At 71.8% G+C, this 24478-nt stretch carries 30 protein-coding genes; 8 read left to right on the plus strand and 22 right to left on the minus strand.

Going from position 1 to position 24478, the window contains the following annotated elements; genetic code table 11:
- Positions 1-239 precede the first annotated feature (239 nt).
- On the minus strand, positions 240-935 hold the full coding sequence (locus tag ACIO9J_RS24930) for a DedA family protein (protein WP_402003662.1): 696 nt from the start codon (positions 933-935) through the stop codon (positions 240-242).
- Between the two features lie 139 nt (positions 936-1074).
- On the opposite strand from ACIO9J_RS24930, the gene ACIO9J_RS24935 reads away from it, so the two are divergent.
- Complete coding sequence (locus ACIO9J_RS24935; protein WP_402003665.1) at positions 1075-1443, plus strand: YbjQ family protein; 369 nt, start codon at positions 1075-1077, stop codon at positions 1441-1443.
- 316 nt (positions 1444-1759) lie between these two features.
- On the opposite strand, the gene ACIO9J_RS24940 is transcribed toward ACIO9J_RS24935, so the two are convergent.
- The 7 genes from ACIO9J_RS24940 to ACIO9J_RS24970 form a co-directional block, all read right to left on the minus strand.
- Positions 1760-2536 (minus strand): MerR family transcriptional regulator, encoded by a 777-nt coding sequence (locus ACIO9J_RS24940; RefSeq protein ID WP_402003668.1) that lies wholly within the window; start codon positions 2534-2536, stop codon positions 1760-1762.
- A gap of 90 nt (positions 2537-2626) precedes the next feature.
- Positions 2627-3376 carry an ABC transporter permease gene (locus ACIO9J_RS24945; protein ID WP_402005374.1) on the minus strand — a complete coding sequence of 250 codons (750 nt, stop codon included), beginning with the start codon at positions 3374-3376 and terminating at the stop codon, positions 2627-2629.
- 65 nt (positions 3377-3441) lie between these two features.
- Complete coding sequence (locus tag ACIO9J_RS24950) at positions 3442-4416, minus strand: ATP-binding cassette domain-containing protein (protein WP_402003671.1); 975 nt, start codon at positions 4414-4416, stop codon at positions 3442-3444.
- 97 nt (positions 4417-4513) lie between these two features.
- Positions 4514-5155, minus strand: a complete 642-nt coding sequence (locus ACIO9J_RS24955; RefSeq protein ID WP_402003674.1) for a PadR family transcriptional regulator — start codon at positions 5153-5155, stop codon at positions 4514-4516.
- A 46-nt stretch (positions 5156-5201) separates the two neighbouring features.
- On the minus strand, positions 5202-5753 hold the full coding sequence (locus ACIO9J_RS24960; protein ID WP_402003677.1) for a DinB family protein: 552 nt from the start codon (positions 5751-5753) through the stop codon (positions 5202-5204).
- 172 nt (positions 5754-5925) lie between these two features.
- Positions 5926-7383 (minus strand): aldehyde dehydrogenase family protein, encoded by a 1458-nt coding sequence (locus ACIO9J_RS24965; protein WP_402003680.1) that lies wholly within the window; start codon positions 7381-7383, stop codon positions 5926-5928.
- A 68-nt stretch (positions 7384-7451) separates the two neighbouring features.
- Positions 7452-8315, minus strand: coding sequence for a helix-turn-helix domain-containing protein (locus tag ACIO9J_RS24970; RefSeq protein ID WP_402003683.1), 864 nt, complete (start codon positions 8313-8315; stop codon positions 7452-7454).
- Positions 8316-8637: 322 nt separating this feature from the next.
- Here ACIO9J_RS24970 and ACIO9J_RS24975 point away from each other — a divergent pair, with 322 nt between their 5' ends.
- Positions 8638-9126 carry an ATP-binding protein gene (locus ACIO9J_RS24975; protein WP_402003686.1) on the plus strand — a complete coding sequence of 163 codons (489 nt, stop codon included), beginning with the start codon at positions 8638-8640 and terminating at the stop codon, positions 9124-9126.
- 17 nt (positions 9127-9143) lie between these two features.
- Here the strand turns inward: ACIO9J_RS24975 and ACIO9J_RS24980 are convergent, their stop codons facing one another.
- From ACIO9J_RS24980 to rpmG, 8 genes are all read right to left on the minus strand, one after another.
- Complete coding sequence (locus tag ACIO9J_RS24980) at positions 9144-9383, minus strand: DUF397 domain-containing protein (RefSeq protein ID WP_223775964.1); 240 nt, start codon at positions 9381-9383, stop codon at positions 9144-9146.
- A gap of 127 nt (positions 9384-9510) precedes the next feature.
- The gene (locus ACIO9J_RS24985; protein ID WP_402003689.1) at positions 9511-9963 is read right to left on the minus strand and encodes an SRPBCC domain-containing protein; all 453 of its coding nucleotides are present in this window, start codon (positions 9961-9963) and stop codon (positions 9511-9513) included.
- Complete coding sequence (locus tag ACIO9J_RS24990; protein ID WP_402003692.1) at positions 9960-10304, minus strand: ArsR/SmtB family transcription factor; 345 nt, start codon at positions 10302-10304, stop codon at positions 9960-9962. The genes ACIO9J_RS24985 and ACIO9J_RS24990 overlap by 4 nt, the downstream gene beginning before the upstream one ends.
- A 5-nt stretch (positions 10305-10309) precedes the next feature.
- Positions 10310-10711, minus strand: coding sequence for a VOC family protein (locus tag ACIO9J_RS24995; RefSeq protein ID WP_402003695.1), 402 nt, complete (start codon positions 10709-10711; stop codon positions 10310-10312).
- An 87-nt stretch (positions 10712-10798) separates the two neighbouring features.
- Positions 10799-11044, minus strand: a complete 246-nt coding sequence (rpsR, locus tag ACIO9J_RS25000; protein ID WP_402003698.1) for a 30S ribosomal protein S18 — start codon at positions 11042-11044, stop codon at positions 10799-10801.
- Between the two features lie 2 nt (positions 11045-11046).
- Positions 11047-12216: a CobW family GTP-binding protein gene (locus ACIO9J_RS25005; protein ID WP_402003701.1), complete on the minus strand. Its 1170-nt coding sequence runs from the start codon at positions 12214-12216 to the stop codon at positions 11047-11049.
- Complete coding sequence (locus ACIO9J_RS25010) at positions 12213-12461, minus strand: type B 50S ribosomal protein L31 (RefSeq protein ID WP_402003704.1); 249 nt, start codon at positions 12459-12461, stop codon at positions 12213-12215. The genes ACIO9J_RS25005 and ACIO9J_RS25010 overlap by 4 nt, the downstream gene beginning before the upstream one ends.
- 5 nt (positions 12462-12466) lie before the next feature.
- Positions 12467-12631 (minus strand): 50S ribosomal protein L33, encoded by a 165-nt coding sequence (gene rpmG / locus ACIO9J_RS25015; RefSeq protein WP_402003707.1) that lies wholly within the window; start codon positions 12629-12631, stop codon positions 12467-12469.
- A 70-nt stretch (positions 12632-12701) separates the two neighbouring features.
- Here rpmG and rpmB point away from each other — a divergent pair, with 70 nt between their 5' ends.
- The 3 genes from rpmB to ACIO9J_RS25030 all read left to right on the plus strand — a co-directional run bounded on the left by rpmB (position 12702) and on the right by ACIO9J_RS25030 (position 13870).
- Positions 12702-12938 (plus strand): 50S ribosomal protein L28, encoded by a 237-nt coding sequence (rpmB, locus tag ACIO9J_RS25020; protein WP_402003710.1) that lies wholly within the window; start codon positions 12702-12704, stop codon positions 12936-12938.
- A complete protein-coding gene (rpsN, locus tag ACIO9J_RS25025) occupies positions 12938-13243 on the plus strand; it encodes a 30S ribosomal protein S14 (RefSeq protein ID WP_402003713.1) in 306 nt (101 codons plus the stop codon). Before rpmB ends, rpsN begins: the two co-directional genes overlap by 1 nt.
- Before the next feature lie 87 nt (positions 13244-13330).
- Positions 13331-13870: a hypothetical protein gene (locus tag ACIO9J_RS25030; protein ID WP_402003716.1), complete on the plus strand. Its 540-nt coding sequence runs from the start codon at positions 13331-13333 to the stop codon at positions 13868-13870.
- Between the two features lie 13 nt (positions 13871-13883).
- On the opposite strand, the gene ACIO9J_RS25035 is transcribed toward ACIO9J_RS25030, so the two are convergent.
- From ACIO9J_RS25035 to ACIO9J_RS25055, 5 genes are all read right to left on the minus strand, one after another.
- Complete coding sequence (locus tag ACIO9J_RS25035) at positions 13884-16325, minus strand: FUSC family protein (RefSeq protein WP_402003718.1); 2442 nt, start codon at positions 16323-16325, stop codon at positions 13884-13886.
- Positions 16326-16572: 247 nt separating this feature from the next.
- Positions 16573-17754 carry an ABC transporter permease gene (locus tag ACIO9J_RS25040; RefSeq protein ID WP_402003721.1) on the minus strand — a complete coding sequence of 394 codons (1182 nt, stop codon included), beginning with the start codon at positions 17752-17754 and terminating at the stop codon, positions 16573-16575.
- Positions 17751-18422: an ABC transporter ATP-binding protein gene (locus ACIO9J_RS25045; protein ID WP_402003724.1), complete on the minus strand. Its 672-nt coding sequence runs from the start codon at positions 18420-18422 to the stop codon at positions 17751-17753. The genes ACIO9J_RS25040 and ACIO9J_RS25045 overlap by 4 nt, the downstream gene beginning before the upstream one ends.
- Positions 18419-19486, minus strand: a complete 1068-nt coding sequence (locus ACIO9J_RS25050) for an efflux RND transporter periplasmic adaptor subunit (protein ID WP_402003727.1) — start codon at positions 19484-19486, stop codon at positions 18419-18421. The genes ACIO9J_RS25045 and ACIO9J_RS25050 overlap by 4 nt, the downstream gene beginning before the upstream one ends.
- A complete protein-coding gene (locus tag ACIO9J_RS25055) occupies positions 19487-20137 on the minus strand; it encodes a hypothetical protein (protein ID WP_402003730.1) in 651 nt (216 codons plus the stop codon).
- Between the two features lie 163 nt (positions 20138-20300).
- Between ACIO9J_RS25055 and ACIO9J_RS25060 the strand changes: the two genes are divergently transcribed.
- Genes ACIO9J_RS25060 through ACIO9J_RS25070 form a run of 3 tightly spaced genes read left to right on the plus strand, consistent with a single transcriptional unit; the run spans position 20301 to position 23105 of the window.
- Positions 20301-20993 carry a response regulator transcription factor gene (locus ACIO9J_RS25060; RefSeq protein WP_402005377.1) on the plus strand — a complete coding sequence of 231 codons (693 nt, stop codon included), beginning with the start codon at positions 20301-20303 and terminating at the stop codon, positions 20991-20993.
- Positions 20994-20997: 4 nt separating this feature from the next.
- Positions 20998-22476: an ATP-binding protein gene (locus tag ACIO9J_RS25065; RefSeq protein WP_402003733.1), complete on the plus strand. Its 1479-nt coding sequence runs from the start codon at positions 20998-21000 to the stop codon at positions 22474-22476.
- Positions 22473-23105, plus strand: coding sequence for a hypothetical protein (locus tag ACIO9J_RS25070; protein ID WP_402003736.1), 633 nt, complete (start codon positions 22473-22475; stop codon positions 23103-23105). The genes ACIO9J_RS25065 and ACIO9J_RS25070 overlap by 4 nt, the downstream gene beginning before the upstream one ends.
- A 21-nt stretch (positions 23106-23126) precedes the next feature.
- Here ACIO9J_RS25070 and ACIO9J_RS25075 read toward each other — a convergent pair whose 3' ends face one another.
- Positions 23127-24380: a DUF2786 domain-containing protein gene (locus ACIO9J_RS25075; protein ID WP_402003739.1), complete on the minus strand. Its 1254-nt coding sequence runs from the start codon at positions 24378-24380 to the stop codon at positions 23127-23129.
- Between the last annotated feature and the right edge of the window lie 98 nt (positions 24381-24478).

Raw genomic sequence — 24478 nt, forward strand, 5'->3', positions numbered from 1 at the left:
GGGGGGGGGGGGGGGGGGGGGGGGGGGGGGGGGGGGGGGGGGGGGGGGGGGGGGGGGGGGGGGGGGGGGGGGGGGGGGGGGGGGGGGGGCCGGGGGGGGGGGGGGGTGGGCCCGGGGGGGGGGGGGGTTTGGGGGGGCGCGCCCCCCGGGCCCCCGGTCCTCAAACGCCGGACGGGCTGGATTTCCTGCCCCCGGGCTGGTTTCCCCCTGGCCTGCGTTTCAGCCCTGAGACTGATTCCCTACCGCTTCGCGTGCCTGCCGCGCTGGGTCGGGGGCATGCCCTGGGGGCCGCCCTCCGCCGATGCCGCCGCCTTCTTGGACTTGCTGCGGGCCCTCAGGAACTCGATGGCGATAGGCACCACCGAGATGAGGACGATCAGGATCAGGATCGCCTCGATGTTCTTGTGGACGAACTCGATGTTGCCCAGCCAGGCGCCGAGCAGCGTCACGCCCGCGCCCCACAGGACGCCGCCGATGATGTTGAACGTGATGAACGAGCGGTAGCGCATGCCGGAGACGCCCGCGATGATCGGCGTGAACGTCCGCACGATCGGCACGAAGCGGGCCAGGACCAGCGACTTGGGGCCGTACTTCTCGAAGAAGTCGTGCGCCTTGACCACGTTCTCCTGCTTGAACAGCTTGGAGTCCGGGCGGTTGAACAGCGAGGGGCCGACCTTCTTGCCGAACAGGTAGCCCGCCTGGTCACCGAGGATCGCGGCGAGACAGATCAGCAGGCAGGCCAGCCACAGCGGGGTGTCCAGCTTGTTCGTGGTGATCAGCAGGCCCGTGGTGAACAGCAGCGAGTCACCCGGCAGGAAGAAGCCGATGAGCAGGCCCGACTCCGCGAAGACGATCAGGAGCAGGCCCCAGAGACCGAACTGGTTCAGCAGGTAATCCGGATCCAGCCAGCTTGGTCCGAGCGCAAGCGTCGTCACGGTTCCGGGCTCCTGAGGGGTGAGGGGGCGTGCGGCGGCGGGTGCAGCCGCCCAAAGTTATCAACGCGAGGTGACCCGGCCGGGTTCCACCGTCCCTCTCAGGGTGCACTGTGCGACATCTGGGACAAAGCTGTGTGCCATGGGTATCGAAGATTTCGGTGGGGGCCTCAATCCCCAGTCCGACGTACTGGTCGTGACCACGAACGACGTACCGGGGTACCGGGTGACCCGCGTGATCGGCGAGGTCTTCGGCCTCACCGTGCGGTCCCGGCACCTCGGCAGCCAGATCGGCGCCGGTCTGAAGTCCATGATCGGCGGCGAGCTGAAGGGGCTCACCAAGACGCTGGTGGAGACCCGCAACCAGGCCATGGAGCGCCTCATCGAGCAGGCACGCGCGCGTGGGGCCAATGCCGTCCTGATGTTCCGCTTCGACGTCACCGAGGCGCTGGACGGGGCCGCGGAGGTCTGCGCGTACGGGACCGCGGTCGTCATCGAGCAACAGCCGTAGCCGCGGCCCTCCGTCGCCCCGCCCGCCGTACGCGCGCCACCCCCGCGCCCCCGTACGGCTACCGCCTGCCCCGCAGCCTCCCCAGGAACCGCCTCGCCTGGGCGCGGCGCCTGGGGTCGCGCGACGCGCGCCGCGCCTCCTGGATCGCGCGCTGCCCCTGAGGGCTGCGGATGAACCGCCTGACGCGGGAGAGCAGTCCGGACATGGGGCCTCCTGGATGTGGGAGCCGGTGCGTACCCGCAGTGTCGGCCAGGCGTCCCGCCCTGTCACGACCCGGGGTCCCGCACGGCCCGAGGACCGCCGGGACCCGGGCCTCTCACGAACCGTCGGAAACCCACCCGTTCCGAGCGGCGTTGGCGACGATGGCGTCCCGCAGGTAGCCCGCGAGCCCCGGCCTGATCGCCTCGTAGAACGCGGTGAAGCGCTCGTCGGCGACGTACATCTCGCCCAGGCAGGTGTGCATCTCGTGCGAGCACTGGTAGTGGTTCGCCGTGATGAACAGGCGGTGCTCCTCCGCGGCGTCCATCGCCTCGTCGGCACCGGCGGGGACGCCCCCGGCGAACAGGTCGCCGACGCGCGCGTGCAGCGCGTTGAACTCGTCGTTGATGCGCTTCCAGTCGTCCTTGGTGTAGGCGGCCGCCTTGCGCTGCGACTCCTCGTAGGCGTCCGTCCCGCCCCAGCGCCGCTGCACCTCCTCCGCGTACTGGTCGGGGTCCTGGTCCCCGAAGACCTCGAACTTCTCCTCGGGCGTGAGGTTGATGCCCATCTTCTTCGCCTCCATGGCGGTCTCGACGGCGGCGGCCATCTCCTGGAGCTTGTGGATCCGCGCGGTCAGCAGGTCGTGCTGCCGACGCAGATGCTCCCGCGGGTCCGTGTGCGGGTCGTCCAGGAGGGCCGCCACCTCGTCGAGGGGGAAGCCGAGCTCCCGGTAGAACAGGATCTGCTGCAGCCGGTCCAGGTCGTCGTCGCCGTAGCGCCGGTGACCCGCGTGGCTGCGCCCGCCGGGCGCGAGCAGGCCGATCTCGTCGTAGTGGTGCAGCGTGCGCACCGTCACTCCGGCGAAACCGGCGACCTGTCCCACGGAGTAGCTCATGGCCTCCGCCCTCCTTCTTCCTCGGTACGCGTCCCAGCCTGTGTCCTCACGTCGCGTGAGGTGCAAGTCCGCGCGTCCGGGGACCGCCGGCTACTTGCTCAGCGCCGCGAACCGCCGCACCGCCAGGGGCAGGAATACCCCCACGAGCACCACGGGCCACAGCACCGCGAGGAGCCCCGCGTGTTCCGCCGCCCAGGAGGTGCCGACCACGCCCGGGTCGTTGCCGAAGAGGTCGCGGACGGCGGTGGCCGTCGCCGACATGGGGTTCCACTCGACGACCGCGCCCAGCCACCCGGGCATGTTCTGCGGGACGGTGAAGGCGTTGGAGAGGAACCCGACCGGCCAGACCAGGATCTGCACGGCCACCACCAGCTCCGGCCTGCCCGCGATCATCGCCAGGTGGATGCCGAGCCACAGCATCGCGAACCGGAGCATGAGCAGCAGCCCGAGGGCCCCCAGGACCGCCCCGAACGAGCCGTGCCAGCGCCAGCCGATGGCGAGGCCCACGCCCGTCATGACGAGCAGCGAGAGGGCCGACTGGAGCATGTCGGCGACCGAACGGCCCACCAGGACCGCCCCGTTGGCCATCGGCAGGGAGCGGAACCGGTCGATCACGCCCTTGTTGAGGTCCTGGGTGACCGCGAGCATCGTCGCGTCCAGACCGAAGACCATCGTCAGCGCGAACATGCCGGGCACCAGGAACTCCGCGTACTCCCCCGTGATCCCCTTGCCGCCGCCGATGAGGTACGTGAACATCAGCAGCAGCATCACCGGGAAGACCAGGCCCACCAGGACCTGCACCGGCTGCCGCGCCCAGTGCGCGAGTTCGCGCCGCGTCATGGTCCAGGAGTCGGCCGCGGCCCAGCCGAGCCACGTCCCGCCCGCGCCACCGCTCGTGTACGTACTCACACGGCCTCCTTCGCGCGCCCCGCGGCCCGCTCCGTACGTTCCGTCGCCTCCGTGCGCCCCGTCAGGTTCAGGAACACCTCGTCGAGCGTGGGCCTGCGCACGGCCACGTCCTCCGCGTCGACGCCCGCGTCCCGCAGCGCCCGCAGCACACCGGCGAGCGCCTCCATCCGGTCCTCGACCGGCGCGGAGACCATCCTGCGGTCGGTGTCCACCGTCGCGTCGCCAGGCAACAGGGCGGCGGCGCGGCCCAGTTGGCCCGCGTCGCGCACCACCACGTCGATGCGGTCGCCGCCGAGGTCCGCCTTCAGCTCGTCGGCCGTGCCGTGCGCGATGACGCGGCCGCCGTCGATCACCGAGATCCGGTCGGCCAGCTGGTCCGCCTCCTCCAGGTACTGCGTGGTCAGGAGCACGGTCGTGCCGCCGCCGACCAGCGAGCGCACCGAGTCCCACACCTCGGCGCGGCCGCGCGGGTCCAGGCCCGTGGTCGGCTCGTCGAGGAACAGCACCTCGGGGTCGGTGATGAGCGAGGCCGCGAGGTCGAGGCGGCGCCGCATGCCGCCGCTGTACCGCTTGACCGCCTTGCGCCCGGTGTCGGCGAGGCCGAACCGGTCCAGGAGCTCGTCGGCCCGCACGCGCGCGTGGCGGGCCCCCAGGTGGTACAGCCGCCCGAACATGTCGAGGTTCTGCCTGCCGCTCAACTCCTCGTCGACCGCGGCGTGCTGGCCGAGCAGCCCGATGCGCCCGCGCACCTTGTCGGGGTGGCGCCGCACGTCGTGCCCCGCGACCTCGACCCGCCCCTCGTCGGCCCGCAGCAGCGTGGCGAGCACCCGCACCGCCGTGGTCTTGCCCGCGCCGTTCGGGCCGAGCACGCCGTGCACCGTGCCGCGCCCCGCCACCAGGTCGAGGCCGTCCAGCGCGGCCTTCTCCCCGAACCGTTTCCGTACTCCTTCGAGGACGATCGCGTCCGTCATCCGGCTCCCTCCAGCCCAGAAACACCGTAGTCAAACTTGACTAGGCGGACGAAGGTAACCGAGTCGAAGTCATTCGTCAAACTTGATTAGCCGCGTTTCAGCGGCGGTCGCCCGCGTGCGGCTCGCCCGTGCCGAAGGGGTTCTCCTCGCCGTCGGCGAGCACGCCGACGAACGGGTCGCCCTCCCCCGCGAAGGTGTAGGACCCGCCCCGGATGCGGCCGATCAGGTCCTTGGTCCACTGCGCGCCGGTGTCGGCCGAGTTCAGCCAGTAGTTCATGATCTCGCCGATGTGCCCGAGCTGTTCGGGGCCATCCGCAGGCGTGTAGTACTCGGTGACGGACTTGCGCCACCCCTCCATGCTGCGCACCCGCTCCTCAAGGAGGGCCACGACCTCCTCGCGCGGCAGGTCGACCATGAGGCCGAGCCCCGCCGTGAGGATGTCGGGCCGCTGGTCGTACTTGGTGAGGGACTCACGGAGCAGGGAGTGGTACTCCTCGACGCCCTGCTCCGTGAGCTCGTACTCCGTGCGGGGCGGGCCGCCCGCCGTGGAGGGGGCGATCTCGTGGGCGTGCAGCATGCCCTGCTTGGCCAGCTGCTTCAGCGCGTGGTAGATCGAGCCCGGCTTGGCGTTGGACCACTCGTGGGCGCCCCAGTACTCCAGGTCGTTGCGGACCTGATAGCCGTGGGCGCGGCCGTGCTGTCGCACGGCCCCGAGAACCAGCAGCCGGATCGCCGACATGTAGCGCGCCCTTCCGTTCGGCACCACGGCCCGCGGCCGTCATTCATCAACTTTGACCAGAGTAGCCCTGCTCAAGTGCCACCAGCTCGAAGGCCGTCTTCCCGTCGAGGGACTCGCGGACGATGTCGGCGTGGCCCGCGTGCCGGCCGATCTCCTCGACCAGGTGCAGCATCAGCCAGCGCATGGAGACCTCGCCGTCCTTGGGGAACCAGGGCGCCTCGGGCAGCGGGAAGGTGTCGTCCAGGCTCGGCACCTCGCGGATGAACTCCTCGGTCTCGCGGGCGACCCCGGCCCAGACGTCGAGCATCTGCGCGACCGTCTCGCCCTCCACGAGCCGGAAGCTCTCGGCCCACGTCTCCTGCGTGCGGGCCCGCTCGTTCGGCTTCCGCTGGGCCATCCGCAGCCAGTTCAGCTCGGTCTCCGCGACGTGCTTCACCAGGCCGCCGAGCGTGAGCTCGCTGGCGCTCGGGCGGGCGCTCGCCTGCTCGTCCGTCACCCCGATCACCGAGCGGCGCAGACCGCCGCGCTGGGCCGCCACGAACGCGATCAGGGCGCCGCGCTCGTCCCCACGGGTTTCCGATCCGACGTGAGTAACCATGATGTCCACCTCTCCCACCTGCCTTCGCAGGCTGCCCTCGGGCTTTCCGACACCTCGAAAGCTACGGACCCTTGCGGTCAGGTTCTGTCCGCAAGGGTCCGTGCCGTACGAGGGTTTTCCGGAGACGTCCGAGGGGCTTGCCGAAAGGCTTACCGAGAGGCTTCGCGGGAGGTCAGAACGGGAAGCGCGAGCGTCCGTGCTGGACCGAGATCCACTTCTGCGTCGTGAAGGCGTCCACCGTGGACTCGCCGTTGAGCCGGCCGAGACCGGAGTTCTTCTCGCCGCCGAACGGCACGATCGCCTCGTCGTGCACCGTGCCGTCATTGATGTGGATCATGCCGGTCTCGATGCGCTTGGCGAGGGCGACACCGCGCTCGACGTCGCCGGTGTGCACCGCGCCGCTCAGGCCGTAGGGGGTGTCGTTGGCGATGCGTACGGCCTCGTCCTCGCCGTCGAAGGGCAGCAGCAGCGCGACGGGGCCGAAGATCTCCTGGTGCAGGACCGGGGAGTCGGCGGGCAGGTCGGTCAGGACCGAGGGCGCCACCAGGTTGCCCTCGGTGCGGCCGTGCAGCAGGGCCGTGGCGCCCGCCGCGACCGCCTGGTCGACGACGGCCGAAATCGCGTCCGCCTGCGAGGAGTTGATGAGCGGGCCGATGTGGGTTGCCGGGTCGGCGGGGTCGCCGACCGTGAGGCCCGCGACCTTGGCGACGAACTTCTCGGTGAACTCCGCCCGGACCGCCCGGTCCACCAGGATGCGGTTGGCGGCCATGCAGACCTGGCCCTGGTGCACGTAGCGGCTGAAGACCGCCGCGTCCACGGCGTAGTCGATGTCGGCGTCGTCCAGGACGATCAGCGCGCTGTTGCCGCCCATCTCCAGGATCGAGCGCTTGAAGTGCGCGGCGCAGACCGTGGCGACATGGCGGCCGACCCGGTCGGAGCCGGTGAAGGAGATGACGCTGGGCACCGGGTGTTCGAGCAGCGCGTCGCCGATCTCGGCGATGTCCGTGATCACCACGTTGAGCAGTCCGGCCGGCAGGCCCGCGTCCTCGAAGATCTTCGCGAGCAGGCTGCCGCCGATCACCGGGGCGTTCTGGTGGGGCTTGAGCACCACCGCGTTGCCGAGGGCGAGGGCGGGGGCGACGGTCTTCATCGACAGGAACAGCGGGAAGTTGAAGGGGCTGATGACGCCCACCACACCGGCCGGAACGCGGTAGACGCGGTTCTCCTTGCCGTCCTCGGCCGAGGGCACGATCCGGCCCTCGGGCCGCAGCGCGAGGTGCACCGCCTCACGCAGGAACTCCTTGGTGAGGTGGAGCTCGAAGGCCGCCTTGAGCCGGGTGCCGCCGAGCTCCGCGATGATGCCCTCGGTTATCTCTTCCTCGCGCTCCTCGACGATCCGCAGCGCCCGCTCGAACACCCCGCGCCGCACATAGGGGTTGGTCGCTGCCCACTCCCGCTGGGCGCGCTGCGCCGCGCGGTACGCCTGGTCGACCTCGTCGGCCGTGGCGACGGTGACGGACGCCAGCTTCTCCCCGTCGTACGGATTGAAGTCGATGATGTCCCAGGACCCTGAGCCCGCCTTCCACTCACCGTCGATGTACTGATGAGCCAGGTCAGTGAAGAAGGACATGAGACGGACCCCTTGCCGCGGCAGCAGACGGAAGCAGACACCTGATCTCACGTCATAGTACTTATGTTTCAGGTGAGTTGGAGTAGACCACGCAGAAGATCCCTGCTGTCGGCGGGATCCGGGCAGTCCTTGTGCAACTGGGCCACCACCCGCTCGTACTGGGCCACTTCCTCGGCCTTGTCCAGATAGAGCGCGCCGGTGAGCTGCTCCACGTAGACGACGTCGGAGAGGTCGGACTCGGGGAAGCGGAGCATCGTGAACGCCCCGCTCTCGCCCGCGTGGCCGCCGAAGCTGAACGGCATCACCTGGAGCGTGACGTTGGGCCGCTCGGAGATGTCGATGAGGTGCTGGATCTGACCCCTCATCACTTCCCGGTCTCCGTACGGGCGGCGCAGCGCGGCCTCGTCGAGCACGCAGTGGAAGCGGGGCGCGTGTTCGGAGGCGAGCAGCTTCTGGCGCTCCAGGCGCAGCGCGACGCGGCGGTCGATCTCGGCTCTGCTCGCGCCCTTCATGCCGCGGGCGACCACCGCATGGGCGTACGCCTCGGTCTGCAACAGGCCGTTGACGAACTGGACTTCGTAGACGCGGATGAGGGAAGCCGCGCCCTCCAGACCGATGTAGGTCTGGAACCAACCCGGCAGGACGTCCGAGTAACTGTGCCACCAGCCGGTGAGGTTGGCCTCCTTGGCGAGCGAGAGGAGTGCGCCGCGCTCGGCCTCGTCCGTGACGCCGTACAGCGTCAGAAGGTCCTCGACGTCCCTGGACTTGAAGCTCACCCGTCCCAACTCCATGCGGCTGATCTTCGATTCGGATGCGCGGATCGAGTAGCCGGCCGCTTCGCGGGTGATGCCACGGGATTCCCTGAGGCGCCTCAGCTGCGAGCCCAGCAGGATGCGCCGTACCACCGAGCCGCTCGACTCCCCTGCGGTCACTTCGCTCAATCCTCCCCATCGACTGGAAGCCAGCAGTCTGCCATTAAACGCTTCGGGCCGTACTCGTTCGGTTACAGAAACGGAAGAACTCCGAAAGAACGCGCAAGGGCTCCACAAGAAACCGTAGGAAGAAATGGGCAAGAAGTGGCACGTGAGCGACCAAGTCCGGCGCGTGCACGTGCATCTGCCCTTGCATCTGCTGTACGCATTCGGAACCATGGTCCGCGCGCCACCGCTGTACCGACGCGTACCACCGCACCATCGGCGACCGACCGCGCCACCGCTCCATCGCTATGTACCGCGAAACCGGGGAGTGCCTCGCATGGGGACGAATGGATCGACCATGCTCGAGCCGTTACGGCAGGGGCTTCCCCCGCTCGACCCCTCGGCGGTCTCCAGCGCGGCGTCCGTGGCACTGGCCGCCCGCTACGAAGCGGTGGGCAGCGCACGGAAGTTCACCCGTACGACACTCACCCAGTGGGACCTGGACGAGCGCTTCGACGACATCGCGCTCGTCGTCTCCGAACTCGTCACCAACGCGCTGCGCCACGCGCTTCCCGCGGACACCCCGCGCGAGAGCCAGGACCCGCCCGTCAGGCTGCACTTGATGCGCTGGGCCTCGCGTCTGGTGTGCGCCGTGCGCGACCCCAGTGACGAGAGTCCGGTCGCGCGCGACACCGACGACGACTTCTCCGCCGAGTCGGGCCGCGGTCTCTTCCTGGTGGATTCCTTCAGCGACGGCTGGGGCTGGCACCCGCTCGCCGGCACGCTGCGCGGCAAGGTGGTCTGGGCCCTGTTCCACCTGGCGTGAGACGGGTCGAGTAGGGGTCAGCCACCTATCAGGTGGTCGAACTCCCCGTCCTTCATCCCGAGCAGCATCGCCTCTATCTCCGCCCGCGTGTAGACGAGCGCGGGACCGTCCGGGAATCGCGAGTTGCGCACGGCGACATCGCCACCGGGCAGTTTCGCGAACTCCACGCAGGATCCCTGCGAGTTGCTGTGCCTGCTCTTCTGCCAGACCACCCCGTGAAGCTCCGTGGCCGCCATGCCGTTAAACGCGTGGTGCACAGGTCGCTCCCCGGTCTTGCAGTGCCATTAGTGGCTCTAGATGCAGCGGTCAACTGTCCCCGGATCATAGCTGTGTTCACATGCCGATGCATGGGCAGATGCACGTGCACGCCGGGTGTTCCCTTGGTTACAGCTCCGTCAGCACCCGCTCCAAAGCCCCCATGACGTGCGAACGCCAGCCCCCGTCCATGATCTTTCGTGCCATCAACTGCGCCGGATCGTCCGGGTCGAATCCCTCATGTACAAGGAAGAGACGCGTTCCGCGCCCTTCATGTTCCAGAGTCCACGTAATGGTCCATTCGGCGAAGTTGGCCGGATCCGGATCCAACCAACGGACGCTGAGCATCCGTTCCACCTCGAATGCGAGAACGCGCACGTGAACGGTGCCGGAGAAGTTGGTGTTGGGGCGCGGCACCGACCTCATCACGTAGTCGTGCCCCACTTCGAGCCGGAAGTCCTCACTGCCGGGCATCTGCCATTGGGCGAGGAGTTCGGGGTCGGTGAGCGCGCGCCAGACCTTCGCGGGCCGGTGGGCGAAGAACTGGTCGACGTGGATGGTGGTCAGGTCATCGGTGGTCATGACCGCTCATCGTCGGGCATCCGGTCGAGCAGTGTGCCGAGGCTCTTCAGCCTGTCGCGCCAGAACCGCTCGTACGGGCTGAGCCAGTCCTGCACCTCGGCGAGCGGCACCGCTTCGAGGCGGTAGATGCGCTGCCGCCCGGACCGCTCCTCCGCCACGAGACCGGCCTCCCGCAACACCTTGAGGTGCTCCGAGAGGCTGGGCCTGCGCATGTCGAAGTGGTCGGCGAGCGCCTGCACCGGCTGCGGGCCCTCGTCGCGCAGCAGGCGCAGGACCTCGCGGCGGGTGCCGTTGGCGAGCGCGGCGAAGAGCCGGTCCTCGCGTTCGCCGGTGGTGACCATGACCGTCAGAAGCCTTCCTTCTCCGTCAGCAGCATCCAACCGTTGCCGTCGGGGTCGCGGAAGCCGGCCATCCTGCCCCAGGGCAGCTCGTCCGGACCGCTCACCTCGACGCCCGCCGCGACGAGCTTCGCGCGGTCGGCGTCGACATCGGTCGTGATCAGCATGATCCCCTGCGCGCTGCCGGGCACGAAACCGCCCATGCCGGGGCCGGAGAGCGTGAAGACGGTCTGCGCCCCCGCCGGGGCGACCTGGAGCCAGCGGCCCTGCGGCATCGCACGGTCCGCGGTGACCTCGAAGCCGAGCACGTCGCGGTAGAAGCGGAGCGCGGCGTCCTGGTCGGAGACGGGGACGGTGAGGAAGGAGGCGTGGGTGATGTGCGTGGCGTTTGTGGCGTTCGCGGTGTTCATGCGCACCACGATAGGTAGGCATTTCCCTACCTGTCAAACGTAGGGAAATGCCTACCTATCGTGGGAGCGGGCCGGGCGCCGCGCGGGTCAGCGGGGCGATCCGTACGGCAGCAGCGCCATCTCGCGTGCGTTCTTGACCGCCGCGGCGATCCGCCGCTGCTGCCGCGCCGTCACGCGCGTGACGCGCCGGGCGCGGATCTTGCCCCGGTCCGAGAGGAACGTCCGGAGCAGGTCCGTGTCCTTGTAGTCGACGTACGTGATGCCCGCCCGGTCCAGCGGGTTCGACTTGGGCTTGCGCGGGCGCGAAGGCGTGCGCGGGGGCTGTGGGGACACGGTCAGACCTCCAGGAGGGCGTCGAAGGCAGGAGTCAGGTTCTTCCAGGCGGCGCGGCCCGCGGCGTACTCCTCGTCGGTCAACAGGCAGGATTCCAGGACCTGTTCGAGCCCTTCGCGGTCCAGACCCGGCGAGGTGAACACCAGGTGGTTGCAGCAGTCGCCGTGCTCCGGATGCCAGTCGAGGGCGGCGGCAGCGCGGCGCACCGGCGGGACCATCTCCCACGCGGCGTCCGGCAGCGCGGCGAGCCAGGGGCCCACGCTCTCCACGCAGAGCGCGCCGCCCGCCGCGTCCCAGCCGAGCAGCGTGTCCGGCCGGTCGGCCAGCCAGAACCGCCCCCGGCTGCGCGCGGCCGCGCAGCTCAAGTCCTCCAGGGCGGCGTAGAGCCGCTCGGGGTGGAAGGGCCGCTCGCGGTGCCACACGAGGGTGCCGACACCGCACGCGTCGGCCTCGGCGGGCAGCAGCGCGCAGGCCGGATGCTGCGCCGCGGCGGCCGCCTCGACGTCGAAACCGGCCCGCGCGGCACGGGCGAGGCCGCCCGCCCCGATGGCGACGCGGTGCGCCGTCGGATGCAGCTGGGCGAGCAGGGCGTGGTCCTCCTCGTCGGCTGCCGCGACGTCGGCCACGGCGAGTACGGGCGCGTACTCCAGCTGGCGCGCCCAGGTGTCGGCGACGGTGCGCCGGTCGGTGGGGGCCGCGGCGAGCCCGGCGTCCAGCAGGTCGTCGCCGTTGCCGAGGTAGGGCAGGAGCAGGGCGGGGTCGACCGCCGTGACGACGCCGCGCAGCGCGAGCCGGTCGCCGCAGTGCGCGGCGATCACCTCGGCCATCGCCTTGGGCTCGACCGAGTCCCACAGCTCCACGACCGCGAGCCGGGTGAGGCCCGCGTCCGCGAGGCGGTGCAGCTCGGGCACCAGGTCCTCGCGGAGCGCGCAGCAGGCGCAGTCGTTGACGAGCGGCGCATCGCCCCTGGACAGCTCGTCCGCCCCGTCGCGGACGGTGCGGACGACGGCGCCCCGCACGGCCGTGGAGAGGTCGTGGTGGAGCGCGACGCTGTCCGGGACGGTGGCCAGGAGCTCGCCGGCGGCCGCCGCGCGGGCGTCCGCGTGGAGCCCGCCGACGATCACGACGTCCATCGGGCCGCCGTCCCCCGGATCCGGGTGGCCGTCCCTCATCGGCGCGATCCGAAGCGCCGCTCGAAGCGTTCGACGCGGCCCGCCGTGTCCATCACGCGTGCCGTGCCCGTGTAGAAGGGGTGGCTCGCGGACGAGATCTCGACGTCGACGACCGGGTACGTACGCCCGTCCCGCCACTCGACCGTCTTCCCGCTGGTCGCGGTCGACCGCGTGAGGAAGGCGAAGCCGGCGGCCTTGTCGCGGAAGACGACGGGCGCGTACGGCGGGTGGATGTCCTTGCGCATGGTGATCAGCGCTCCTCTCGGAAGTCGACGTGCCTGCCCGCCATCGGGTCGTACTTGCGCAGCGTCAGGCGGTCGGGGTCGTTGCGGCGGTTCTTGCGGGTGACGTAGGTGAAGCCCGTGCCGGCGGTGGACCGGAGCTTGATGACCGGGCGGAGTTCGTTGCGTGCCATGGGGCTAGTATATGAAAATGACTCCCGTTTTCAATAGGTGTTCCCTTACGACTACCGAGAGGTGCGTCACTTGTCCGCCCACTGCCAGCTGACCGGCGCGAAGCCCGGCTTCGGCAACCACGTCTCCCACTCCCACCGGCGGACCTCCCGCCGCTTCGACCCCAACGTCCAGCGCAAGCGGTACTGGCTGCCGAGCGAGGGCAGGCACGTCCGGCTGCGGCTCAGCGCGAAGGGGGTCAGGACGGTCGACAACATCGGGATCGAGGCGGCCGTCGCCAGGATCCGTGCGCGCGGGGTGAGGATCTGATGGCGAAGAAGAGCAAGATCGCGAAGAACGAGAAGCGGCGCGAGACCGTCGCGCGGTACGCCGCGCGCCGGGCCGAACTGAAGGAGATCGTCCGGCTTCCCGGCACGGGTGAGGCCGAACGGCGCGCTGCCCAACGGGAGTTGGCCCGTCAGCCGCGGGACGCCAGTGCCACGCGGGTGCGCAACAGGGACAGCGTCGACGGGCGGCCGCGCGGTTACGTGGGGGCGTTCGGGCTGTCCCGGGTGAAGCTGCGCGAGCAGGCGCACGCCGGATATCTGCCCGGTGTGCGCAAGTCGTCCTGGTAGCTTGGCGCGCGCTTTGGCCGGTGGCGGACAGGTGGCGGATGCCGTCGGTCCGCACCGGCAACGTCACGCTCTTTAGGGGGACTTCAAGTGCGCACGTACGTCCGTAGTGGCTCTGGTATCCGTATCCGTCGGGTCCGGGCCGGGGTCGCCGTCCTCGGCCTCGCCGCCGCGCTCGCCCTGACCGGGTGCAGCAGTGACGGTGACGGCGGTGGTGGCGGTGGCGGAAAGAAGGACCGGGGCTCCTCCGGCGGGTCCGACTCCACGGACGACGCGGGCTCGACCGGCGGCTCGACCGGGGGCTCCGGCGCCGAGGACGGCGGCGTCGAGGGCGCGTGGGTCACCACGACGGGCGGCAAGCCGCTCGCCCTCGTCATCGACGGCAAGAACGCGTCGCTGGTCGGCGAGGACGTCATGTGCAGCGGCACCGCGGGCGACGCGGCGGGGTCGCGGACGATCGACCTCAAGTGCCCCAAGGGGAACTCGGACCGCACCAAGGGGCAGGTCGAGTCCGTCGACGCGAAGACGATGAAGGTCTCCTGGGAGGGCGCGGGCGAGGACCAGTTCCTGCGCACCGAGGGCGGCAAGCTGCCGGAGGGGCTGCCCACGGGCGGGCTGCCGCAGTCCTGACGGGACGTCGAGGTCAGGGGGCCGTGGGACCGTTCTGGTTCCGCGGCCCTTCCGGCTGCCGGGGCTCGAGGGCGGGCCCCGGGGTGGGATCGGGACCCGGGCCGGGGTCGGGGCGCGCGGCGGGGTCGGGGCTCGGGCCGGGGTCGGTGCCCGGGGCGAGGTCGGGGCCCGGGGCGGGGTCGGACTCGGTCGGCTGGAGTCGGGTCTCCGTGCCGTCCACCAGCATCGGGGGCGGTGCCGTGTCCAGGGCGTCGGAGAGCTCCTCCAGGGTCTCCAGGAGCAGTCCCGCCCCCTTGCGTACGACGCGGTCGGGCACGCCCTCGCCGTCCCACTCGCGCAGCGCCGTACGGACCGCCTCCCAGCGGGGGACGCGGCGTTCGCGCACCGCCTTCGCGCCCTGCTCCGTCGACGTGCGCAGCGCCTCCGCGAGGCGGGCCGCCGCGGGGACCGGGGTCGCGTCGCGGTCCGGCAGATGCGCCTCCATCAGCATGGCCACGCGGCCCAGTTGGGCCAGGGTCTCCTCCGCGTCCCTGGCGGCCGCGCGGGACAGGCCGCGGTGCCGTACCGGCTCGTGCTTCGCCCGCGCCACCGCGTCCTGCCAGGCGATCCGCGCGTCGCGGGCCGCGAGCAGGGCCTCGCGTACGTCGGGGCAGCTCTTGCCCGCCGGGTGCGCGTAGTGGTCCACGACGGCCGCGGCGTAACGGCCGTCCGCGATCAGCCAGTCGGCGAGGCGGGTGCGCAGGCGCGGGGTCTCCCAGGCGGGGTACACGGCGTACGCGATCATCGCGAGGACGCCTCCGAGCAGGGTCAGGACGACCCGCTCGGGGACCGTCTGCGTCCACTGCTGGCCGCCCATCCCGAGCAGGAACACGACGTACGCCGCCACGCAGGCCTGCGCCGCCACCTGTCCCGTCCGCATCAGCAGGTACATCAGCCCCGCGCTGACCACGGCGAGCGCGGCGGACAGGCCCGTGCCCGGGTCGGCGAGCTGCACCAGGCCCGTCGCCAGCGCGACACCCACGAGCGTGCCGCCGAAGCGGGCCACCGCGCGCGAGTACGTCTGGGAGAAGTCCGGGCGCATCACCATCACCGATGCCATGGGGGCCCAGTAGCCGTGGCCCAGCGGCAGCCAGTGACCCAGGAGGTAGCCGGCGGCGGCCACGGCGGTGACGCGGATCGCGTGCCGGGTGACGGGTGACTCGTGGCGCAGCTCGGACCGCATGGCACGGAGGGTGCCGGGGACGAGGGCCGGGAGGGTGGGGCGGAGGAGGGGGATGGGTTGGGTGTCGGAGTGGGTTTGGGGGGTGGTTTGGGGGGTCTGGGGCGGGGTCTGCGGCTGAGAGGGCTGGGCCTTGGGCTGGGGAGTCTGGGAGGTCTGCGGCTGAGAGGGCTGGGACCGGGGCTGCGGGGCCGCGGGCTGGGGCGTCTGCGGCTGAGAGGGCCGGGACGTCTGCGCAGGGGCGGATTTCGGTTGTGTTCCCGCCGTTTCCAGTACGTCTCTCAGGAGCGCGCCCAACCGCGTCGCCGCCCGGTACGCCGGGCCCGTGAGGATCGCGCCCGTGTCCGGCGTCCTGAGCGTCGCCAGTGCCGCCGGGGGGATCTTCACCGGCTCGCCGTTGCGGATCGCCCGCGCCGCCGCGTCCAGAACCGCGCCCGCCGCGCCGAGGATCTCCCGCACCCGGTCGCGTTCCCTGCCCTCCGTCGGGACGCCCACCGCCGGGTCCGCGAGTGACGCGAGCACCGGGCGGATGCGTTCGGCGAGGCCGCGTGCGCCGTGCAGTTCCGCGGGGCGGGTACGGGCCTGGCGGGGCGTGATCCGCGCCGCGTCCCGCGCCGCCATCAGGGGCTCGGGGTCGAAGGGCGCCACGGGGTCGTGCCGGAGCCTGCGCGCGTAGTCCGCCTCGGCCGCGAGCGCGTCGGCCAGGGCGTCCCGCTGCGCGCCCCACCGGCGGATGGGGAACAGGATCACCAGCGCCGCCTGCACGCAGCCGCCCACGACCATCATCGCCGCGTGGCCCGCGGCGGCGGCGAGGGACGTCGGGAGCGTGACCGTCACCAGCATGATCGCCACGTTCGACGACGCGATGATGCCGACCGTGGGGCCCGCCGCCCAGCTCAGGCCCGCGAGGAACGTCCACAGGGAGAGGAGCCCGAGGAAGAGGAGGAGGTGGGAGCCGGTGAGGTAGCCGAGGAAGGTGGAGACGGCGAGGCTCGTGCCGGAGGCCAGGGCGAGTTCCGGGCGGGGGCGCCAGCTGCGCTGGAACGTGGCGATGGCCGCCTGGTACGCGCCGAAGGCGGAGCTCGCCGCCACCGCGGGGCCGAAGAGGGTGAGGCTGACGCCGATGATGATGGCCAGGCCCGCGGCGCCGCGCAGGGCGATCAGGGGTTCCAGACGTTTGCGCTCGACGGTCAGGCCCGAGCGAGCTGTCTCTTTCAGCGCTCGGAGCCAGGTCACTCTGTGATGATACGGGGCATATCGGGCCATCCGGCGGCGTGGGTCGCGTGGGTGCCGTGCGGGCGCCGTGCGGGTGCGCCCGGCTCTCTCGGGTGCGGGGCCGCGCCGGTATGTCCGTCCTCGCCATCCCGGTGAACCGTCGTCGGGTGTGCACCACTGCTCGTGGCCACCAGTGCTCCGGGCGGACATACCGGCACGTCCCCTCCCGTTGCGTCGCGACCGACCGCCGGTGGGGGTGCCGCGACGGCTACGTTGCGTTCAGGGCCACCGTCGGGTGCAGGCGCGACGCTCGTATGGCCGGGTAGAGGCCCGCTGCCATGCCTATGAGCAGGGTTGCCGCGAAGCCCGCCGTCAGGGACCAGGGTGGGACCACCGGGGTCCAGTTCTGGGTGAGGGAGAAGGCGTAGGTCGCCAGGGCGCCCAGGAGTGTTCCTGTCGCGCCGCCCAGGGAGGACAGCAGGAGGGACTCGGTCAGGAACTGGAGGCGGATCGCGTTCCTGGTCGCGCCAAGGGCTCTGCGCAGGCCGATCTCCGTGCGGCGCTCCAGGACCGAGATCACCATCGTGTTGGCCACTCCCACGCCGCCGACCAGGAGCGCGACCGCCCCGAGGCCCAGCATCAGGGTGGTCAGGCCCTTGTCGGTCGCCGCCTTCGCGGCCAGCGCGTCGGAGGGGCGGGAGACCTTGACCGAGCCCTCGTTGCCGGGGCTGACCGTGCGGGCCAGGACGTCCCGTACGTCCTCGACCGATTTGTCGGTGGAGCGTTCGAAGACCGTGGAGGGGTGGCCGTCGAAGCCGAAGTGGCGCTCCGCGGCGGGGAAGCCGATCATCGCCACCCGGTCCAGGGTGGGGAACAGTTCGATGGGGGCCAGGATGCCGACGACCGCCACGTACTGGTCGTTCAGCATGATCTTCTCGCCGGGTGCGGTGATGCCGAGGCGTTCCGCCGCGACGGAGCCGAGGACCGTGACGGGGAGCTTCTCGTTGGTCTCGTTCAGCCATGTCCCTTGTCGTGTACGGGCGTTGAGGGCCTTCAGGAGGTCGGGGCGGGCCGCCTGGACCGTGACGCCCGAGGACTGTTCCGCGGGGACCACGTCGCTGCGGCGGACCCGGGCGTCGACGTTGGCCGTGGCCGTGGCGTGCTGGACAGGGCCGACGCGTTCCACCATGGCCACCGCGTTCTTGGGCAGCGGTACTGCGTTGCCCTGGACGTCCTTGCCCGCCTCCGCGGTGAGGAGGTTGGTGCCCAGGCGGTCCAGGCGGGACATCAGGTCCGCCTTGCTCGACTGGGAAAGGCCCACCACCGCGACCATCGTGGCGATGCCGATCGCGATGCCGAGCGCGGAGAGCACCACGCGCGCCCTGCGGGCCCGCAGGCCCACCGCCCCCACCCTGAGGACGTCCGTGAGGGAGAGCCTCGCGGGCTTCACGACACCACCTCCCCGTCCCTGAAGCGGATCCGGCGGGGCAGCGCGTCGGCGATGTCCTGGTCGTGGGTGATGACGCAGATCGTGGTGCCTGCCGCGTTGAGTTCGTGGAGCAGGTCCATGACGACCCGGCCCGACGCGGTGTCCAGGGCGCCGGTCGGTTCGTCGGCGAGCAGGATCGTGGGATCACCGGTCAACGCCCGTGCGATGGCGACCCGTTGCTTCTCGCCGCCGGAGAGTTCGTTCGGGGTGTGGGTGAGGCGGTGGCCGAGGCCGACCCGCTCCAGGGCGGTGCGGGCCCGCGCGCCGCGTTCGCGTGCGCCGACGCCCGCGTACAGCAGGCCGTCCGCGACGTTCTCCACCGCCGTGCGCGAGGGCGCCAGGTGGAAGTGCTGGAAGACGAAGCCGATGTGGCGGGCGCGCAGGGCCGAGAGCTGGGCGTCCGAGAGGCGGCCGACGTCGTGGCCCGCCACCAGGACCGTGCCCGACGTCGGCTGGTCGAGGGTGCCGATGATGTTGAGCATCGTCGACTTGCCCGAGCCCGATGGGCCGACGATCGCGACGAGTTCGCCCGCGTGCACGGTGAGGTCCACGCCGCGCAGGGCGTGCACTCCTCCCTCGTACGACTTGGTGGCTCCGCGGAGTTCGATGACGGGTGCCCGCGTGCTCATTGCTTCGCCACTCCCACCTTCATGCCCTCCTTGAGGTCCGGGCCGCTGACCTCGATGCGGCTGTCCGCCGTCATGCCGGTCTCGACCCGCACCATGCGGGAGGTGCCGCCCTCGACGATCTGGAGTCCGTAGCCGCCGTGCGCGCCGCGCAGCGCGACGACCGCCTCGACCGGGACCGCGAGGACGTTCTCCCTGCTCTCGCTGACGAACCGCACGCTCGCCGACACCTTGGTGTCCTCGCCGGACGCCGCCGATCTGCCGCCGTCCAGGGTGACTTCGACCGTGATGCTGTCCCCGGCGTCCTCCTCGCCCGCCGCCCCGGTGTTCACGGTGCCCGTCACCCGGCCCGGCTCCTTCTTGCCGCTGGGCAGCGTCACCTCGACCTTCGTGCCCTTCGCGGTGAGCGGCGCGTCGCTCTGGTCGAGCTCGGCGCGCACGACGGGCTTCGTCGACGCGGCCGTGAGGACCGCGGTGTCGGGGCCCACCGCGTCGGCGAGCGCCGCGTCCGCCGCGACGACCTTGACCCGGTCCGGCTGGAAGACCACGTCGCCCTTGCCGACCCGTCCGGTGGGCGTCCGGTTCAGGGACTTCTGCCAGCGCTCGACCGCCGCCTCCGTCGCCTTGTCGTAGCGCGGGTCGACGTACAGGCCCGCGCCGTAGCCCAACGCGGCGAGATTGCGCTCCAGTTGGAGTACGTCCGTGCCGCGCGCGCCCACCTTCATCTCGCGGAAGGCCGGGACCGGGCCGTACAGGAGCGTCACCGGTTTGTCGTCGAGCTCGTAGAGCGCCTGGCCGCGCGTGACCGTCGCGCCCTCGCGCGCGGCGACCGTGACCGTGCCGTCGACCGCCGACTTGACCGCGCGGCGCTGCGCGAAGTCGACCTTCCCGTCGACGGTCTTGGACTGGGTGAGGTCGGTGCGGACGACGGCCGCGGTGGCGGGCGGCAGTCCGTCGTTCCGCGCGCTCGCGTCCGCGTCGTCGCCGCCGCCGAAGGCCAGCGCCCCGGCTCCGGCGGCCGCGGCCACGACCGCGGCGGCCACCATGATTCCCGTACGGCGCCGCATCTACTGCATCCCGTCCAGGCCGTCGAGCAGCTTGTCCTTGCAGGCCTCGCGGGCTTCCTTGTACGTGCCGGAGTTCCGGTCGAGCTGCGGGTTCGCGGGGTTCGGGTCGCCGCCGGGCAGGACGTTGCCGCCGGACATCGTGGGGTTGGTGAACTTCGACACGCCCTCCTCGCGCATGCACTTGGCGTGCGCGAGCATCGACTCGTAGTCCTTCTGGTGGTCGCGCTCCGGCTCCTGGTTCATCGCGTTCTTCAGCTCGGCGACGCAGACACCGCCCTTGCCGCCCTTGTACTCCTCGCCGTTGCCGTTCGGGTCGACGACCTTCTCGACCTTGGACTGGTCGAGATAGCCGCTGAGTTCGGGGTCGGGGAAGTCCTTGACGCCCGCCTTGGCGCGCATGCACTGCACGTACTTCACCTGCGCGTCGTAGAAGGCGCTCTTGCCCTTCTTGCCGCTGTCCGTGCCGCCCTCCCCCGCGGAGTCGGCCGTCTTCCCGCCGTCGCCGCTCTCCTCGGGGACCGAGGCGACACCGGCGTCCTTCGTGCCGCCGTCACCGCCCCCGCAGGCCGCGGAGAACACCAGGACGGGGAGCGCGAGGAGGGCGGCGGCACGGAGCCGGGCCCTGGCGCCGGATGTGGTGTGGATGCTCATGCCGGCAATCTGCCGCCGCCACATGGTGGGCGGTCCATGACCGCATGATGAACGCGTAACGCCACATGATGAGCACGTAACAATGCCCCGCGAGCCGCCGATCCGCGCCCCGACCAGGCCCGATCCGGTCAGACCCTCGCCCATAATCGTCGGCATGCCCCGAGTGCCCCATGTGCTGCTGATCGAGGACGACGCGTCCGTGCGCGACGGAATGGAGCTGGTGCTGCGCCGTCACGGGTACGCGGTCGACACCGCCGCGACCGGCGAGGAGGCGCTCGCGCTGCTCGCCTCGCCCGCGGGCTCCGGCGTCGAGCTCGCCGTGCTCGATCTGATGCTGCCCGGCATCGACGGCTTCGAGGTCTGCCGCAGGATCCGCGCGACCGGCTCCACGATCCCCGTCGTCATGCTGACCGCGCGCGGCGACGACAGCGACATCGTGCGGGGCCTGGAGTCGGGCGCGGACGACTACGTGGTCAAGCCCGTCACCGCGCCCGTCCTTGAGGCGCGGATCCGGGCGGCGCTGCGGCGGGCCGAGCCGGTCCGGCGGCGCCCCGACGAGGACACGTACGCCGGACTCGTCATCGACCGCGCGGGCCTCACCGTCACCAAGCACGGCGCGCCCCTGCCCCTGCCGCCCACCGAACTCCGCGTCCTGCTGGAACTCTCCGCGTCGCCCGGCCAGGTCTTCAGCCGCGAACAACTGCTCCGTTCGGTCTGGGAGCACGACTTCCTCGGCGACTCCCGCCTGGTCGACGCGGCGGTGGGCCGCCTCCGCGCCAAGATCGAGGACGTCCCGGCCAGACCGGTGTACGTGCAGACGGTGCGGGGCTTCGGGTACCGGTTCGGGCCGGTGTGAGGGCGTGGGCGAAGTGACCGGCGGGCCGGGAGCGCGCGAGCGGCGCGGCGGCTGGAGGCGCTGGGGCGGGCTCCGGACGCGGCTGGTCGTCGCGTTCGTGCTGGTCGCGCTCGTCAGCGCGGTGACCGCCACCGGGCTCGCCTACCGCGAGTCGCGCACCGCCGTCCTCGAACGCAAGCAGGACGCCGTCCGCACCGACTTCAAGAACCGCGTCGACCAGATCGCCGCCGATCTCTCCATGCCGCCCGACGAGGTCTCGCTCACCCGGTTCGCCGCGAGCGTCGCCGACGGGCTCGGGGACTCCGTCGTCGTCGCCGAGTACCGCTCGCTGACGGGCTCCTCCGACGCGTCCGCCGACCGGTCGCTGATCTCGCCCTCGCTGCGGACCGCCGTACGGCAGCGCAACCGCATGAGCCTCCAGCGGATCGACCGGGACGGCAGCCCCTATCTGGCCGTCGGCACGCCCGTCACCTTCGACTCGGGGCCGCCGTCCGGCCTCGACGTGTTCGCCGTCACCTCGCTGCGGGCCGAGCAGGACGACACCGCGGCGATCCTCGACGCGGTGCGCGACGGGCTCGTCCCCGTCGTCCTGCTCGCCGCCGTCCTCGCGCTGCTCGCCGCGCGCACCGTGCTGCGGCCCGTGCGCGAACTGGGCCGCGCCACCCGCAGGCACGCGGCCGGCGACCTCACCTCCCGGGTGAAGGTCCCCAAGGGGCGTGACGAACTCGCCGACTTGGCACGGGACTTCAACGACACGGCCGACGCGCTGGAGTCCTCCGTCGCCGAGCTCCGCGAGCAGGAGGCCAAGGCGCGGCGCTTCGTCGCCGACGTCTCGCACGAACTGCGTACGCCGCTCGCCGCGATGACGATGGTCGCGACGGTGCTCGACGAGGACGCCGGACAGCTGCCGCCGGACGCCGCGCACGCCGCCCGCACGATCAGCGCGGAGACCGCGCGGCTCGCCCGGCTCGTCGACGACCTGATGGAGATGTCCCGCTTCGACTCCGGCGCCGCCCGGCTCAACCTCGGCGAGGTCGACCTCGCCGAGACCCTGCGCAACACGCTCGCGCTGCGCGGATGGACCGACCGCGTGCGGGCCGAACTGCCGGACGGTGTACGGGCCGTGGTCGACCCGCGCCGCATCGACGTCGTCGTCGCCAACCTCGTCGGCAACGCGCTGCGGCACGGCGCCGAGCCGGTCTCCCTCACCCTGGCGGCCACCGGCGACCGGGTGACGGTCGAGGTCACCGACCGCGGCCCCGGACTCGCCCCCGATGTGCTCCCGCACGTCTTCGACCGCTTCTACAAGGCCGACAGCGCCCGCACCCGCTCGGAGGGCAGCGGCCTCGGCACGGCCATCGCCCTGGAGAACGCCCGGCTGCACGGGGGGACGATCGAGGTGGCCAACAGGGCGGGCGGCGGTGCGCAGTTCACGCTGCGGCTGCCGTGGCGGCGCACGAGCGGGGAGGGGGAGAGGGAGTGAAGGGCTTCGTACGCTTCGCGGGCCTCGTACGCCTCGTACGCCTCGTACGCCTCGTGGGCTTCGTGGGCTTCGTACGCTTCGTACGCTTCGTACGCAGGGGGGTCAGTCCCGGCCGCGGCCTCTGCCTCGTCGCGGCCGCCCTCGTCCTCACCGGCTGCGGCGTCCGGCCCACCGGCGTCGTGGACGCGGGTGAGCCCGCGAGCGGGCTCACCAAGGGGCTGCGGATCTACTTCGTCTCCGAGACGGGCAGGCTGGAGGGCGTCACCCGGTCCGGCGAGGGATTCGACGAACCGGGCGCGGTCATCAAGCTGTTGCTGTCGGGCCCCGACGAGTCCGAGCAGCGTGCGGGGCTCACCAACCTGGTGCGCGGCGGGCAGTACGACGTCACCGGCAGCGGCGACCGGCTCACGGTCCGGATCGTCGACATGGCGCTCGACCCCGCCTCCGTCAACGACCGTAATTTCACCGGGCAGTTGGTGTGCAGTCTGGCCCGCGCGCAGGCCGTCTTCGACAAGAGCGGGCGCACACGGCCGGACGACGTGCGGGTGACGGTGCGGGCGATTGCCCCCGAAGGCGTGCGGCAGGACGAGGAGTTGGGTCCCTACGTGTGCTCCGACTTCCTGAAGTAGGGCGGTGCGGGCGGGCCGGGTTCAGCGCCCCCGGCCTCGCTCCAGCGGCCGGTCCCCCTCGGGTGACCGGCCCCCGCGCCCCGGCACATGGGCCCGGTCGGCCGCCGCCGTGCCGTGCGTCCAGCCCTCGCCGTCCGTCGCACCGCGCACCCGTGTCGTGGTCGTCTCGGGGAACATCTGCTCGGCGCGGTCCGTGACGGCGACGTCCCGCGCGGCGAGCACGGGCAGCAGCGAGGCCGCCCGCGCCGCCTTTCCCGCCTCCCGCGCCGCCTCCTCCGCCGCCTCGGCGACCGCGTGTTCGCCCGCCGCGGCGAGCCGGCCGCCGAGCCGGTGGGCGTACGCCATCAGGAAGGACTGGCGGAACGTCTTCGTTCGCCTGCGCCCGCCCGCGCGCTGCTCGGCCTCCGCCCTGGTCATCGCCGTGGTGCCCTGGACGAGGAGGGAGGTGTAGAGCAACTCGACCGCTTCCAGGTCGGATTCGAAGCCGACCACGGTGGAGAAGCCGTACGCCTCGTTCCACACGGCGCGACAGCGGTTCGCGGCGGCGACGGAGTCCAGGAGGATCGCCTTCGCCGTCTCGTACGGGGCGTCGACGCCGACGCGGCAGGCGCCGGGCACGTCCTTGGCGTGCGTCCGCGCGGCGAGCAGCGCCTCGTCGACCGAGTGCCGGGCCATCAGCTCCTGCGCCTTGGCGGTGAGCGCCTCCGCCTCCTCGGGGAAACCGGTCGCCTCGGCCTTGGCGAGCAGGGCGCGGATGCGGGTCAGCGCCCGCGGCTCACCCTCGACGGGCCCCGGCACCGCGCCGCCGGGGACGGGACCGACCGGCTCGACCGGCGGGAGCCGCAGCAGCAGGCGGTACAGCTGGAGGTGGGCGGTGGCGGCGGAGAACCGGTCCTGCCCCCCACCCCGTGCGCCCTTGCCCTGCCCCTTGCCCTGCTCCTTGCCCTGTCCCTTGCCCTGCCCTTCGTCCGGCGCGAGGCCGGCGAGCTGCGCCTGCCAGCGGGGCGGCAGGTGCGCGTAGTCGCGGGTCTCGGCGCGGATGAGCTCTGCGGCCAGCCGTACGTGCGGGTCGGCCAGGTCGCGCCGGACCAGGCGTACGACGTCGGCGGGCTGCCAGCCGCGCTCCCAGGCCCGCCGCAGATACTCCATGCCGCGCCGCAGCAGCTCGTCGTCCGTGCCGGGCGCGGCCGCGAGCATCGAGGCTCCGGCGTCCAGGCCCTCGTCGCCGTCGCCGTACAGCGCCGCCGCGAACGCCTTGTCGATCACCGAATCCATGGGTCAAGGGTAAGAGAGCGGGGGCGGTGGCAGGCGGTCGCGGAACGGCGGGGGTAGTGCTGGCCCTACCCCCGGACGCCCCCCAGTGGTCGTGTTCC

Source organism: Streptomyces sp. NPDC087300 (genome assembly GCF_044744425.1).
Classification (GTDB): domain Bacteria; phylum Actinomycetota; class Actinomycetes; order Streptomycetales; family Streptomycetaceae; genus Streptomyces.

Bases quoted from the DNA above. Each gene is read 5' to 3' on its own strand.
- ACIO9J_RS25050 (WP_402003727.1), bottom strand. From the start codon at position 19,486: ATGCGGCGCCGTACGGGAATCATGGTGGCCGCCGCGGTCGTGGCCGCG.
- ACIO9J_RS25045 (WP_402003724.1), bottom strand. From the start codon at position 18,422: ATGAGCACGCGGGCACCCGTCATCGAACTCCGCGGAGCCACCAAGTCG.
- ACIO9J_RS24955 (WP_402003674.1), bottom strand. From the start codon at position 5,155: ATGTCGGCGATCCGGCTGCTGGTTCTCGGGGCCGTGCGACAGCACGGC.
- ACIO9J_RS24935 (WP_402003665.1), top strand. From the start codon at position 1,075: ATGGGTATCGAAGATTTCGGTGGGGGCCTCAATCCCCAGTCCGACGTA.
- ACIO9J_RS24985 (WP_402003689.1), bottom strand. From the start codon at position 9,963: ATGACCACCGATGACCTGACCACCATCCACGTCGACCAGTTCTTCGCC.
- ACIO9J_RS24965 (WP_402003680.1), bottom strand. From the start codon at position 7,383: ATGTCCTTCTTCACTGACCTGGCTCATCAGTACATCGACGGTGAGTGG.
- ACIO9J_RS25010 (WP_402003704.1), bottom strand. From the start codon at position 12,461: ATGCGCAAGGACATCCACCCGCCGTACGCGCCCGTCGTCTTCCGCGAC.
- ACIO9J_RS24960 (WP_402003677.1), bottom strand. From the start codon at position 5,753: ATGGTTACTCACGTCGGATCGGAAACCCGTGGGGACGAGCGCGGCGCC.
- ACIO9J_RS24945 (WP_402005374.1), bottom strand. From the start codon at position 3,376: ATGACGCGGCGCGAACTCGCGCACTGGGCGCGGCAGCCGGTGCAGGTC.
- ACIO9J_RS24940 (WP_402003668.1), bottom strand. From the start codon at position 2,536: ATGAGCTACTCCGTGGGACAGGTCGCCGGTTTCGCCGGAGTGACGGTG.
- rpmG (WP_402003707.1), bottom strand. From the start codon at position 12,631: ATGGCACGCAACGAACTCCGCCCGGTCATCAAGCTCCGGTCCACCGCC.
- ACIO9J_RS24950 (WP_402003671.1), bottom strand. From the start codon at position 4,416: ATGACGGACGCGATCGTCCTCGAAGGAGTACGGAAACGGTTCGGGGAG.
- rpsN (WP_402003713.1), top strand. From the start codon at position 12,938: ATGGCGAAGAAGAGCAAGATCGCGAAGAACGAGAAGCGGCGCGAGACC.
- ACIO9J_RS25075 (WP_402003739.1), bottom strand. From the start codon at position 24,380: ATGGATTCGGTGATCGACAAGGCGTTCGCGGCGGCGCTGTACGGCGAC.
- ACIO9J_RS25055 (WP_402003730.1), bottom strand. From the start codon at position 20,137: ATGAGCATCCACACCACATCCGGCGCCAGGGCCCGGCTCCGTGCCGCC.
- ACIO9J_RS24990 (WP_402003692.1), bottom strand. From the start codon at position 10,304: ATGGTCACCACCGGCGAACGCGAGGACCGGCTCTTCGCCGCGCTCGCC.
- ACIO9J_RS24995 (WP_402003695.1), bottom strand. From the start codon at position 10,711: ATGAACACCGCGAACGCCACAAACGCCACGCACATCACCCACGCCTCC.
- ACIO9J_RS24975 (WP_402003686.1), top strand. From the start codon at position 8,638: ATGGGGACGAATGGATCGACCATGCTCGAGCCGTTACGGCAGGGGCTT.
- ACIO9J_RS25005 (WP_402003701.1), bottom strand. From the start codon at position 12,216: ATGAGGGACGGCCACCCGGATCCGGGGGACGGCGGCCCGATGGACGTC.